At 68.5% G+C, this 11905-nt stretch carries 12 protein-coding genes and 1 pseudogene; 6 read left to right on the forward strand and 7 right to left on the reverse strand.

The features are described from left to right. Window positions 1–55 precede the first annotated feature (55 nt). Both CXY82_RS00820 and purD read right to left on the reverse strand, forming a co-directional pair. Window positions 56–976 (reverse strand): phosphoribosylaminoimidazolesuccinocarboxamide synthase, encoded by a 921-nt coding sequence (locus tag CXY82_RS00820; RefSeq protein ID WP_104169273.1) that lies wholly within the window; start codon window positions 974–976, stop codon window positions 56–58. Between the two features lie 338 nt (window positions 977–1314). Beyond that, the gene (gene purD / locus CXY82_RS00825; protein ID WP_104169265.1) at window positions 1315–2583 is read right to left on the reverse strand and encodes a phosphoribosylamine--glycine ligase; all 1269 of its coding nucleotides are present in this window, start codon (window positions 2581–2583) and stop codon (window positions 1315–1317) included. A gap of 199 nt (window positions 2584–2782) precedes the next feature. Here purD and CXY82_RS00830 point away from each other — a divergent pair, with 199 nt between their 5' ends. The 6 genes from CXY82_RS00830 to purM all read left to right on the forward strand — a co-directional run bounded on the left by CXY82_RS00830 (window position 2783) and on the right by purM (window position 7835). Beyond that, window positions 2783–3142, forward strand: coding sequence for a sterol carrier family protein (locus CXY82_RS00830; protein ID WP_104099459.1), 360 nt, complete (start codon window positions 2783–2785; stop codon window positions 3140–3142). A 134-nt stretch (window positions 3143–3276) separates the two neighbouring features. Continuing rightward, window positions 3277–3894, forward strand: coding sequence for an NAD(P)-dependent oxidoreductase (locus CXY82_RS00835; RefSeq protein WP_199180831.1), 618 nt, complete (start codon window positions 3277–3279; stop codon window positions 3892–3894). After that, window positions 3891–4343 (forward strand): MarR family winged helix-turn-helix transcriptional regulator, encoded by a 453-nt coding sequence (locus CXY82_RS00840; RefSeq protein WP_104169267.1) that lies wholly within the window; start codon window positions 3891–3893, stop codon window positions 4341–4343. Before CXY82_RS00835 ends, CXY82_RS00840 begins: the two co-directional genes overlap by 4 nt. Before the next feature lie 269 nt (window positions 4344–4612). Next, window positions 4613–5011, forward strand: a complete 399-nt coding sequence (locus tag CXY82_RS17460) for a hypothetical protein (protein ID WP_199180832.1) — start codon at window positions 4613–4615, stop codon at window positions 5009–5011. A 116-nt stretch (window positions 5012–5127) separates the two neighbouring features. Then, window positions 5128–6735: an amidophosphoribosyltransferase gene (purF, locus tag CXY82_RS00850; RefSeq protein ID WP_104169268.1), complete on the forward strand. Its 1608-nt coding sequence runs from the start codon at window positions 5128–5130 to the stop codon at window positions 6733–6735. Then, the gene (gene purM / locus CXY82_RS00855) at window positions 6732–7835 is read left to right on the forward strand and encodes a phosphoribosylformylglycinamidine cyclo-ligase (protein WP_104169269.1); all 1104 of its coding nucleotides are present in this window, start codon (window positions 6732–6734) and stop codon (window positions 7833–7835) included. The genes purF and purM overlap by 4 nt, the downstream gene beginning before the upstream one ends. Window positions 7836–7996: 161 nt before the next feature. Here purM and CXY82_RS00860 read toward each other — a convergent pair whose 3' ends face one another. The 5 genes and pseudogenes from CXY82_RS00860 to CXY82_RS17170 all read right to left on the reverse strand — a co-directional run. Then, a complete protein-coding gene (locus tag CXY82_RS00860; RefSeq protein WP_104169270.1) occupies window positions 7997–8248 on the reverse strand; it encodes a DUF3073 domain-containing protein in 252 nt (83 codons plus the stop codon). A 171-nt stretch (window positions 8249–8419) separates the two neighbouring features. Beyond that, window positions 8420–8788, reverse strand: a complete 369-nt coding sequence (crcB, locus tag CXY82_RS17165; RefSeq protein ID WP_158252099.1) for a fluoride efflux transporter CrcB — start codon at window positions 8786–8788, stop codon at window positions 8420–8422. Next, complete coding sequence (locus tag CXY82_RS00870) at window positions 8785–9201, reverse strand: CrcB family protein (RefSeq protein ID WP_104169271.1); 417 nt, start codon at window positions 9199–9201, stop codon at window positions 8785–8787. Before CXY82_RS00870 ends, crcB begins: the two co-directional genes overlap by 4 nt. 3 nt (window positions 9202–9204) lie before the next feature. After that, the gene (locus CXY82_RS00875; RefSeq protein ID WP_104169272.1) at window positions 9205–11328 is read right to left on the reverse strand and encodes an APC family permease; all 2124 of its coding nucleotides are present in this window, start codon (window positions 11326–11328) and stop codon (window positions 9205–9207) included. Window positions 11329–11485: 157 nt separating this feature from the next. Further along, window positions 11486–11905 (reverse strand): annotated as a pseudogene (locus tag CXY82_RS17170) (hypothetical protein); the annotation flags it as partial.

Genomic DNA, 11905 nt, shown 5'->3' on the forward strand with positions numbered 1-11905 from the left:
CCGCGCCGGCCGCGCCTACGCCGCGCCGGCCGCGCCTACGCCGCGCCGGCCGCGCCTACGTCTCGCCGGCCGCGGAAGCCGCGTGCGTCAGCCGCGCCAGCAGTTCCAGGTAACGGGCCGCGGTCTGCCCGATGATCTCCGCCGGAAGCGCCGGCGGTGTGCCGGTCAGGTCCCAGTTCGCCGCGAGCCAGTCGCGAACGATCTGCTTGTCGAAACTGGCCATCCGTTGTTCCGGTGTCGTGCCGGACTGCCAGAGCGAGGCGTCCCAATAGCGGCTCGAGTCGCTGGTGAGCACCTCGTCGGCGACCGTGATGGCGCCCGTGAGTCGGTCGGCTCCGAACTCGAATTTCGTGTCGGCCAGGATGACCCCGGCTTTCTCGGCGATCGCCGAGGCGTGGCCGAAGATCTCCAGTGACAGGCGGCGCAGCTCGTCGGCAACGGATGCCCCGACCAGCTCCACCGTGCGCGCGAACGAGATGTTCTCATCGTGCTCGCCCATCGGGGCCTTCCACGCCGGGGTGAAGATGGGTTCGGGCAGGCGGTCGCCGTTCTTCAAGCCGGCAGGCAGTTGGATGCCGCACACCGTCTGGGTGGACTGGTATTCCTCCCAGCCCGATCCGGTCAGGTACCCGCGCACGACGCACTCGATCGGGAACATGTCGAGGGTCTTGCAGAGCATGGCGCGCCCGGCAACGGCGGACGGGAGCAGGCTGGTCACAGCCCCGTTGACGGTGTGGTCCGGCACGAGGTGGTTGGGGAAGCCCACGAGCTGGTCGAACCACCAGAGGCTGAGAGTGGTGAGCAGTTCGCCCTTGCCCGGAATGCCGGGCTCGAGAACGTGGTCGAACGCGCTGACGCGGTCGCTGGCGACCACGAGCACGCGTGCGGCGGTCGCGAGGTCGGCCGCGGCATCCGGAACATAGAGGTCGCGCACCTTGCCCGAGTAGGCGTGACGCCATCCCGGCAGGTCGGGCAGAGCGGATGCGGCGGGCTGGTCTAGTGCGGTCACGGCTATATTCTTGCGCACCGGCCGGTGCCCGCGCCAACGCGGGGCCGGCGTGGGGGCTGCCGCGCTCGTGCCGGGCTCGTGCCGCCCGCGGCGTGCCGCGCTTCCGCGCCGAGGATCCCAGGGGGAGGGGCTAACTCAGGAGATTTGCGCTGCCGGTGTCATTCGGCCTGGTGTTCTCGGGTGTTCTCAGCGCTCGCCGAATGGATCTCCTGAGTTGGCCACGGAAACGGCGGGCGGCGACAGCTCAGCCGGGCCAGTGAGACGAGGGTTCGGCGGGCTCGGCGGGCTCGGCGGGTTTACCGGGCTCAGCGGGCGACGCGGGCGGCGATGTCGGTGCGGAACTGGCAACCCTCAAGCGTGATCAGGGTGAGCGCCTCGTAGGCGCGGGCGCGGGCATCCGTAAAGCCGTCGCCGACCGCGACGACGCTGAGCACGCGTCCGCCGGTGGACACGAGGGTGTCGTCGACGACGGCCGTCGCCGCATGCGCAATACTGACGCCGGGCACAGCGGATGCCGCGGCCAGGCCGGTGAGAGCGCGTCCGGTGACCGGCGCATCCGGATAGTTCTCGCTCGCGAGCACGACCGTGACGCAGGCGTCAGCCGAGAATACCGGGCGGGTCAGGCCGCCGAGGCCGCCGGTGGAGGCCGCGAGCAGCAGACCCGACAGCGGCGTGACCAGGCGCGGCAGAACCACCTGGGTCTCCGGGTCGCCGAACCGGGCGTTGAATTCGATCACCCGGATGCCCTCGGTCGTGAGAATGAGGCCGCAGTAGAGCAGACCGATGAAGGGGGTGTCCTCGGCGGCGAGCTTGCGCACCGTGGGCAACGCGATCGTTTCGATGACCTCGTCTACGAAAGCCTGTTCACTGCCGAATTCGGCGTCGAGCCAGGGCAGCGGCGAATAGGCGCCCATGCCGCCGGTGTTCGGGCCGAGGTCACCGTCACCGAGGCGTTTGTAGTCCTGGGCGGGGGAGAGCGGCAGCACGCTGTTGCCGTCGCTGAGCAGGAAGAGGGAGACCTCCTGCCCGTCCAGGAATTCTTCGATCAGCACGCTGCCGTGCTGAAGCCAGTAGATGGCATGGTTGATCGCGGCCGTACGGTCCACGGTGACGAGCACGCCCTTGCCGGCGGCGAGGCCGTCGGCCTTCACCACGTAGGGCGCCCCGAACTCGTCGAGTGCGGACGTGGCTTCGGCGAGCGACCCGGCGCGTTCGGCGCGTCCGGTGGGCACGCCCGCGGCATCCATGATGCGTTTGGCGAAGGTTTTGCTGCCTTCGAGGGCGGCTGCGGCCCGGTCCGGACCGAATACCGGGATGCCCCGGGTGCGCAGCGCATCGGCGACCCCGGCGACGAGCGGCGCCTCCGGCCCCACCACGACGAGCTCGATGCCGTTGAGGTTCGCGTAGTTCGTGACCTGCTCGGGGTCGGCCGGGTCGAGCGGAATCACCGGCACATCCCGGGCGATGCCGGCATTGCCTGGCGCCGCCACGATGTCGTGGCGCGGCTCCTCGCGGAGCAGCGCGGTGATGATGGCGTGCTCGCGGGCACCGGAACCGAGGACCAGAATCTTCACCCCGTCAGATTAGCGGATGCCGCGTAGCCCCGCGCGGGCGGCGGACAGCGGGTACTGGCGCAAGTGCGCTGCGCCCATGCTGCGCCGATACGCGCATGGTGTGCCAGGCGCGCAGCGGCGCAGCATGCTCGCGAGGTGGGCTGGCGGCGCAAGGAAAGGGCGGCCGGCACGGACCGCAGACAGGAGGCAGACTGGTGGCGTGGCACGAGCGAGGATTGACGACGGCGTGGGGCGCGCGGCGGTGCGCGAATACGCGGCGCAGCAGGGTGAGGCGAGCCGGGACATCCGTGCCCTGGCGGTTCGGTACACGCTGCAGCTGCTCGCCGAGAAGGCAACCGGCAACACACTCGAGGTTCGCGTGCCGCCGTTCGGGGCCGTGCAGTGCATCGCCGGTCCGCGCCACACCCGCGGCACACCGCCGAACGTCATTGAGACGGATGCCCCCACCTGGCTCGCCCTCGCCACCGGAACGCTCTCGTGGGCTGATGGCATCGCATCCGGTCGCATCGCCGCCTCCGGCCAGCGCGCCGACCTGGTCGGGCACCTGCCGCTTCTCTGACGCCTCCCACCTCCGTCTCGGACGCGACTCCCCCTTTCCTCCCTCGTGAGTTTTCCCCGTCGTTTTGGTTCGGTGGCAGCATCATCCGATCACAACATTTAGCGACTAAACTAATTCTTATGACAGTGATTGCTTTGTTCGGTGCGACCGGTAAGACAGGTCATCGCGCGCTGACGCGCGCTCTTGCCGCGGGATGCGAGGTGCAGGCTCTGGTGCGTGATCCGGCCAAGCTCGTCACCACGTCGCCGGCTCTGACGGTTATTCGCGGTGACGTGTTGGACGCGGATGCCGTGGATCAGGCGGTGGCGGGGTCAGACGCCGTGCTCAGCCTGTTCGGGCAGGTCAAGGGGTCGCCGCCGACGCTGCAGGCCGAGGGCAACCAGCTCATCGTGGACGCCATGGGGCGGCACGAAGTAAAGCGGATCGTCACCCTGTCGGGCGGTGGGCTATCCGCTCCACTGGACCGGCCCGGGCCCGCAGACCGCGTCATCAGGTTCTTGCTGAAGACACTGTCCGGGCATGTTCTCGCCGACGCGGAGCAGCACCTTCGGGTGCTCGAGGCGTCCGGGTTGGAGTGGACGGTCGTTCGTGGTCCGCGGTTGACCGAGAAGCCGGGTGCTGGAACCTACCGGGTGGGATGGGTGGGCGTTAATGCGAGCACCCAGATCAGTCGAGATGATCTCGCGGACTTCATCCTCACCCAGGTGGAGGATCGCACCTTCATCGGGCAGATGCCGTTTATCAGCGCATGACACAATCGGCGCACCTGCTCACCTCGCACCGGTCCAGGCAGATGGGGGAGGTCCTGGCGGCGGTCGTTCGTCTGTCGCGGTCGATCGCGAGCCCGCGATCGACTCCGTTCGGCGGCACGGTCCTCACACGCACCCAGCTGGATGTCCTCTTCGTCCTCGCTCACGCGCAGGACTCTGTCTCTCCGGGCCGGCTTGCCGCACTGTTGCACGTCACACCGGGGGCCATCACCCAACTCGTCGACCAATTGCGCGAGCATGACCTGGTCGAGCAGTTCGCATCCGACCAGGACGGACGGGTGCGGCTCCTCAGGCTCACCGGATTCGCGCGTTCCCAGGTCGAGGCGTTCGAAACTCTCGCGATAGAACGCTCCGCACCATGGTTCGACACGCTGACCGATGACGCACTGACCGAACTCGCTGGACTGCTCGCACAGGTCAAGGGATCCTGAGAGGTGCGGTCATTGTGACAGGCGTGACCGGGGCGGTCGGCTCGGCCTAGTGGATCGTCCACCGGCCGCCGCGGTGATCGCCGAACGCTGAACCTCCGTGTTCGCGGAAGTCCACCGCGCCACCCTGACGGGCCGCCGCGGCTGCCGCACGACGAGGTCCATGTTCGCGCTCCCGCGTACCGCAATCCCATTCATCCGGACAGGCTGGCATCCGCCGGGCAGAGCCAACACACAGCCGCAGGACCGATCTGGCGTGCGAGAATGAACGCGTGATCTCAGACCAACAGCCCGAGCAGCAGTCCGATTCCGGCGCCGGTGAGAGTGCCGGCGAATCGATCGTCGACAAGTCCACCGTTACCGTGCGGCGCTCGCCCCGCTTCTTCAACTTCATGCTCCTCGGCGCCCTGATCGGTGCGATCGCGGCCCTGGTTCTCACGGTCGTGTTTCCCGAGAACGCCGAGTTCGGGGCTACCCAGGTCTTCGGATTCCTGTTGCTCGCGTTCCTCACGCTGGGCGTCGCCGTGGGTGCCGTCGTCGCCATCATCATCGACCGTGTCATCTCCCGCCGCGGGAAGACGGTCGTCGTCGATAGAATGGCAGCTGTCGGTCCGAGCGATTCCGAGTCTCCGGATGCCGTATCCGACTCGTCGAATTCTGATCGGGACTAGCTCAACCCGCCCTTCCCAACAACACGGCTCACCGGACCGAAGCGGAGAAGCTCCCGGTCACCCCACAACTCTCAGCACACATTTCCCCGAGCACTGATAGTAGAAGAGGCACCGATTTGGCTGGCGGCGACGGACTTTTAGGCCATGATCTACTCCCCGGAGAGAAGGGGCCGCAAGATGCCTGCGGCGTTTTCGGCGTCTGGGCTCCCGGTGAAGAGGTGGCTAAGCTCAGCTATTTCGGCCTCTATGCCCTGCAGCACCGGGGCCAGGAATCGGCCGGGATCGCCACGAGTGACGGCTCGAAGATCCTGATCTACAAGGACATGGGCCTGGTCTCCCAGGTCTTCAACGAGGCCGCGCTGAGCACACTGATCGGCCACATCGCCGTCGGGCACACCCGCTACTCGACCACCGGGTCGTCCAGCTGGCAGAATGCCCAGCCCACCCTGGGCCGCACCTCGGGCGGCACGGTCGCCCTCGGCCACAACGGCAACCTCACCAACACGGCCGAGCTCCTGCAGCTCGTGCACGAACGCTACTTGAAGGTGGAGGGCGAGCTCGCCCGCGGCAACACCACCGACACCGCAGTGATCACCGCCCTCTTCACCGGCGATCTCGACCACACCCTCGAAGCCACGGCGCTCGAGGTTCTGCCGCGTCTGCGCGGCGCTTTCTGCCTCGTCTTCATGGACGAGACCACCCTCTACGCCGCCCGCGACCCGCAGGGGGTGCGCCCGCTGGTGCTCGGCCGCCTCGAGCGTGGCTGGGTGGTCGCATCCGAAACCGCCGCCCTCGACATCGTGGGCGCCAGCTTCGTGCGCGAGGTCGAGCCGGGCGAGCTCATCACCATCGACGAGGACGGCCTGCGCACGCAGCGCTTCGCCGAAGCGAAGCCCGCCGGCTGCGTGTTCGAGTACGTCTACCTGGCCCGGCCCGACACCACCATCGCCGGCCGCGGCGTGCACGAGGCGCGGGTCGAGATGGGCCGTCGCCTCGCCCAGGAGTACCCCGTCGAGGCCGACCTCGTCATCCCGACCCCCGAGTCCGGCACGCCGGCCGCGATCGGGTACGCGCAGGCATCCGGAATTCCGTTCGGCCAGGGTCTGGTGAAGAACTCCTACGTGGGGCGCACCTTCATCCAGCCGTCGGAGACCATCCGCCAGCGGGGAATCAAGCTCAAGCTCAACCCGCTCAAGGCCGTGATCAAGGGCAAACGGCTGATCGTCGTCGACGACTCGATCGTGCGCGGCAACACCCAGCGTGCCCTGGTCAGCATGCTGCGGGAGGCCGGTGCGGCCGAGGTGCACGTGCGCATCTCGAGCCCGCCGATCACCTGGCCCTGCTTCTACGGCATCGACTTCGCCTCCCGCGCGGAACTGATCGCGACCGGCCTCGGCGTCGACGAGGTGCGCCAGGCCATCGGCGCCGACTCGCTCGGGTACCTCTCACCGGAGGGCATGATCGCCGCCACCGAGCAGCCGCCCGAACGCCTATGCACGGCCTGCTTCACCGGGGTCTATCCGATCCCGCTGCCCGACTCAGCACACCTGGGCAAGAACCTGTTGGAACGTCCGGCCGCCGCCTCGAACGGATGCGACCCGGGCCCCGACTCGGAATTCGAGCCTCTGCTCGCCCCCACCTCACTGCGCCAGGAAGCACTGCGCGAAGAATCCCTGGTCAAAAAGGGTAAGCCCCCGATCGGCGACCCAGGAAGACAAGAATGAGCAACGCATCCTATGCGGCGGCCGGAGTGGACACCACGGCCGGCGACCTCGCCGTCTCCCTGATGAAGGAGGCCGTGTCGAACACGCACGGTCCCGAGGTGCTCGGCGGGTTCGGCGGTTTTGCCGGCCTCTACGACGTCTCCTTCCTCACCGGCTACACGCGCCCGCTGCTGGCCACGTCAACGGATGGCGTCGGCACCAAGGTCGCGATCGCCCAGGCCATCGACAAGCACGACACGATCGGCCAGGACCTTGTGGGCATGGTCGTCGACGACATCATCGTCGTCGGGGCCCGCCCGCTCTTCATGACCGACTACATCGCTTGCGGCAAGGTCGTCCCCGAGCGGATCGCGGACATCGTCGCGGGCATCGCCCGCGCCTGCGCCGCCACCGGCACCGCACTCGTCGGCGGCGAGACCGCCGAACACCCCGGCCTCCTCGGCGTGGACGACTACGACGTGGCCGGCGCCGCCACCGGCGTGGTGGAAGCCGACCAGGTGCTCGGCGCGGAGAAGGTCCGCCACGGCGACGTCGTCGTGGCGCTGGCCTCTTCCGGCCTGCACTCCAACGGCTACTCGCTCGTGCGGCACGTCCTCGCCAACCGCGGCATCGGCTACACCGACACGTCCGCCGATTTCGGCGGCGTGGTCGGCGAGGTCCTGCTCGAGCCGACGCGGCTCTACACCGGGCCGCTGCTCGGCGTGATCTCCGACCCGGAGCTCGCCGGCGTCGTGCACTCGCTCAGCCACGTCACCGGCGGCGGCATCGCGGCGAACCTCGCTCGCGTGCTCCCGCTCGGCGCCTGGGTGGAGGTCGACCGGTCTACCTGGTCGCCGTCCCCGGTCTTCCGGGTGCTCAGCGAACTCGCCGGCTCCTCGCTCGAGAGCGCGGAGGGCACCTGGAACCTGGGTGTCGGCATGTTCGCCGTCGTCGCGGCCGAATCGGCGTCATCCGTCATCGCGCGCCTCGCCACCGAGGGAGTGCCGGCCTGGGTGGCCGGCCGTGTGTCGACCGCCCGGCACGACCTCGCGGGCTTTGAGCAGGGTGCCAAGGGCGTGAACGGCGGCGCCGTGCGCCTGGTCGGCGGCTACGCGCTCTAGCAGGCCGCCCGCCGGGCCGCCCGCCGGGCGCCCCGCCGGGCGGCCCGTGCGCGTAAATGGCCGCCATCGGTGAAACGATGGCGGCCATTTGCGCGCACCCGCTGAGGCACAGGGCCGCGGGGGAGCAAAGCTAGCCGAGATGAGCCGAGCCGAGCCGAGCGTCAGGCGCGCTTCTGCTCGTCTTCGGTGGCGTAGTGGTCGACGTATTGGTCGTCGGCGTCGGCGTCGGCGGTGTCTGCGTCTTTGCCGGCCTCGTACTCCGGCCACTTCGCGAGGTCCTCATCGAGGCGCGGATCGTTGGCCGGATGCCCGGTGAGCTCGCGCTCAAGCGCGTTGTAGTTGGTGTCCGGGCTGAAATACTTCAGCTCGCGGGCAACCTTGGTGTGCTTTGCTTTTTGACGGCCGCGCCCCATGCGAGACCCCCTAACGATGCCAGGCCGGGTGAGAGAAGCGTCTCCCGGGAGTTGCCGAATATGGTGAAAACTAGCCGTCAGTTTAGCATGGCGGGCCGAACGGGCCGCGGATGCAAATCCTGGGCAGCGGTTCGCCGAACACGTTCACAATCAGCGTTCCTTCACTGTACCTCAGCGGGAGAGGAGGTAGCCCGCACCACAGACCAGGAACCCGAGCAGGAGAGTGCCGATCAGGTTGACAATGCCCGCTCGCCGACGCCCGGTGAGCGTCAGTTCGACGGTCTCGACGCTCCAGGTGCTGAACGTGGTCAGGCCGCCGCAGACCCCGGTCAACAGGATCAGTTGCACGTCGGCGGACACCGCGGCACGCTCGGAGAGACCGAGCACCACGCCGCCGATCAACGATCCGGCCACGTTCACGATCAACACGCCGAGCGGCAGCCGCCCGGGGCCGACGGCGAGGGCGCGCGAGACGAAGTAACGGATGACCGCCGCCGCGCCACCGGTGACGAGTACGCCGAGGCCCAACCAGGTGCTCACAGAGTGCTCCCGGAATCCGGAATGTCCGGCAACACGCGGTGCCGAAGCTGCGCCCCCAGCTGCAGGCCGAGGGCAGCGGCCCCGAACCCCAGCAGCAGAGTGGCCGCGAGGTAGATCCAGCCGAGAGTCGGGAATCCGGCCGCGCCGAGCGCGACCAGGGACACCATGACGGCGGAGTAGGTCGTGAACGACCCGAGCACCCCCGTGCCGAGGGCGGCCTTGACCCAGGCCGGCAGGCCCGGGCGGGTCCACAGGCCGGCCACCAGCCAGCCGAGGATGAACGCGCCGATCGTGTTGACGATCAGCGTGCTCGCCGGGAAGTCGGTGTCGGTGTGCGGGAGAGCCTGGTCGATGCCGAGTCGGAGGCCCGTGCCGACCATGCCGCCGAGAAAGACGGCGGGAGCAAGGCGCATCCGTTACTTCCTCTTGCGGCGCCGCGCGGAGGACGGCCGGGAATTCGGCGGAACCGTGCCGACGACCGGCGTGGGTCGGATCGGGATGTCCTTGGTCGGCGGAGCGAGCGGGCGGCGCGGGATCGGGCGGGGGCGCACGGGCTCGCCGCGGCGGTCCTGGCCGGGCACGGGCCGGGAGCGCCGGCCGTAGATGAGCTCGGAGGAGTCGAGCAGCCACGGCACCAGGGCAATGGTGACGCCGTGCACGAGCATGAGCTTCTGGCGCAGCCGCCGGGCCTTGTGGTTGTGCAGCAGACCCTCCCACCAGTGGCCCACGATGTAGATCGGGGTGTACACGGTGACGACCTCGGAGCCGTGGTCCTCGCGCCGGTCCTTGATGTAGCTGATCAGAGGCCAGCTGATATCCCGGTAGGGCGACTGTACGATGCGCAACGGCACCTGGATGTTCTGCTGCACCCAGGCGCGCTTGAGCGCCTTGGTCTCGTCGACGTCGACGGAGATGTGTACGGCCTCGATGCTCTCGTGGCGGGCCGCGATCGCGTAGTCCAACGCCTTGAGCACGGGCTTCTGCATCTTGCCGACCAGCACGATCGCGTGGTCGCCCGACGAGCCGAAGGTGGTGTCGGCATCCACTTCGATTTCCTTGGCGACGTCGCGGTAGTACCGGTTGACGCCGAGCATGAGGGTGAACAGCACAGGCATCAAAACGAAGACGAGCCAGGCGCCGTGGGTGAACTTGGTGATGGTGACCACTATCAGCACCACGCCGGTGAGCAGCGCGCCGAAGCCGTTGATCGAGAGGCTGGCGATGATGGATGCCCGGTTCGGCGGGTTCGTCTTCAGCAGGGTCAGCCAGTGCCGCACCATGCCCGTCTGCCCGAGTGTGAAGGAGACGAAGACGCCGATGATGTAGAGCTGGATCAGCACGGTCAGGTTGGCCTGATAGATGACCAGGATGATGCAGGCGAAGAGGGCCAGCAGCAGCACACCGTTGGAGTAGATCAGGCGGTCGCCGCGGGTGCTGAGCGATTTCGGGGCGTAGGAGTCTTTGGCGAGTACCGAGCCGAGCAGCGGGAAGCCGTTGAACGCCGTGTTGGCGGCCAGCAGCAGCACCGCCGCGGTCGCGGCCTGCAGCACGAAGAACATGATCGAGTTGTTGCCGAAGGTGGCCGCCGCGATCTGGGCGATCAGGCTGCGCTGCGGGGAAGTCGCACACTCCTCCCAGCCGATCAGGTCGCAGGGATTCTCCGCGTAGTGCACCTTCGAGAACAGGGCGAGCGCGGTCAGGCCGATGAAGAGCGTGATGGCGATGCCGCCCATGAGCACCAGCGTGCGCTGGGCGTTCTTGACCTTCGGATGCTTGAACGCGGGCACCCCGTTGGCGATCGCCTCGACGCCGGTGAGCGCGCTGCACCCACTCGCGAAGGAGCGCAGCAGCAGCAGGATGAACGCCGACTGGGCCAGGCTCTGGGCCTCTACGTCGTAGTTCGCCGACTCGGCCATCGGGGTATCGCCGAGGGCGACCCGGGCGAGGCCCACGACGACCATCAGCAGCACGCTGGCGATGAACAGGTAGGTGGGGATGGCGAAAGCCTTGCTCGACTCGCGCACGCCGCGCAGGTTGACCGCCGCGAGCAGGATCACGAAGAAGACCGCGAACTCCACCCGGAACGGCGCCAGGCCCGGCAGTGCGGAGATGATGTTGTCCACGCCGCTGGCCACCGACACGACCACGGTCATCACGTAGTCGACGAGCAGGGCGGACGCGACGACGAGGCCGGCCTTCTCTCCGAGGTTCTTGTGCGCGACCTCGTAGTCGCCGCCGCCGGACGGGTAGGCCTTGATCAGCTGGCGGTACGACGCGACGACCACGACGAGCAGTAGCACGACGCACGCCGCGACCCAGGGCGCGAAGCTGAGAAAAGCCAGCCCACCGAGCGTCAGGATCATCAGGAGCTCTTGCGGCGCATACGCGACGCTCGACAGCGGGTCGCTCGCGAAGATGGGGAGGGCGAGGTGCTTGGGCAGCAACTGGCCGTCGAGCTTTTCGGTCGAGAGCGGGTCGCCGATGATCCACCTTTTCGGTGAACGTGTTTCTGGTGCCTGGGGGGTTCCCTCTGGTGTCACGAGGGACGACACTACTCCCTTGGATTCCTCTGTCAAATCCAGGGGAGTCGGCCGCCGTGCGGGCGTGTCGGGCGCGCCCGGTCTGCCCGATCTGCGGCGCCCTGATGACCCTGCACGCGATCGACCGTTCGGGGGGATGCTGTTGCACCGCTCCGGGCTAGTGGCCGCGCTGCCGGTGCAGGGTGGCGAGGATGTCCGCGCGCACCTCGACCAGGCGAGCCCGAAGTTCCGGCACGAGCGTGGTCGGCACGCCGGACCGTGTGGCAGCCTGGCGCAGGTCCGCGCGCAGCTGCTGACGGAACTCGTTCAGCACCAGGTCGGCCTCATGCAGCGCCCGGTTGGACTCGAGACGCGGGTCGGGCGTCGAGGCGGCGGTGGATCCCGAATCGCCTTCGACGGTTCCGGCGCGGGCAACTGTTCCGTCGAATGTGGTTCCCGATGTGCTGCCGCTCGCTGCCGATTCCGCTGCGCCGGTCTGCCATCCCGCTCCGGCCGAGGCTGAAGCTGCGGCTGATGCGGCTGCCGCACCGGCTCGGGCCCCGGCCGCGACGCCGGCTGCCGCGCCGGCGGCGGCCCC

It is taken from the genome of Cryobacterium sp. M23 (genome assembly GCF_002929655.1).
In the GTDB taxonomy this organism is placed as follows: Bacteria; Actinomycetota; Actinomycetes; order Actinomycetales; family Microbacteriaceae; genus Cryobacterium; species Cryobacterium sandaracinum.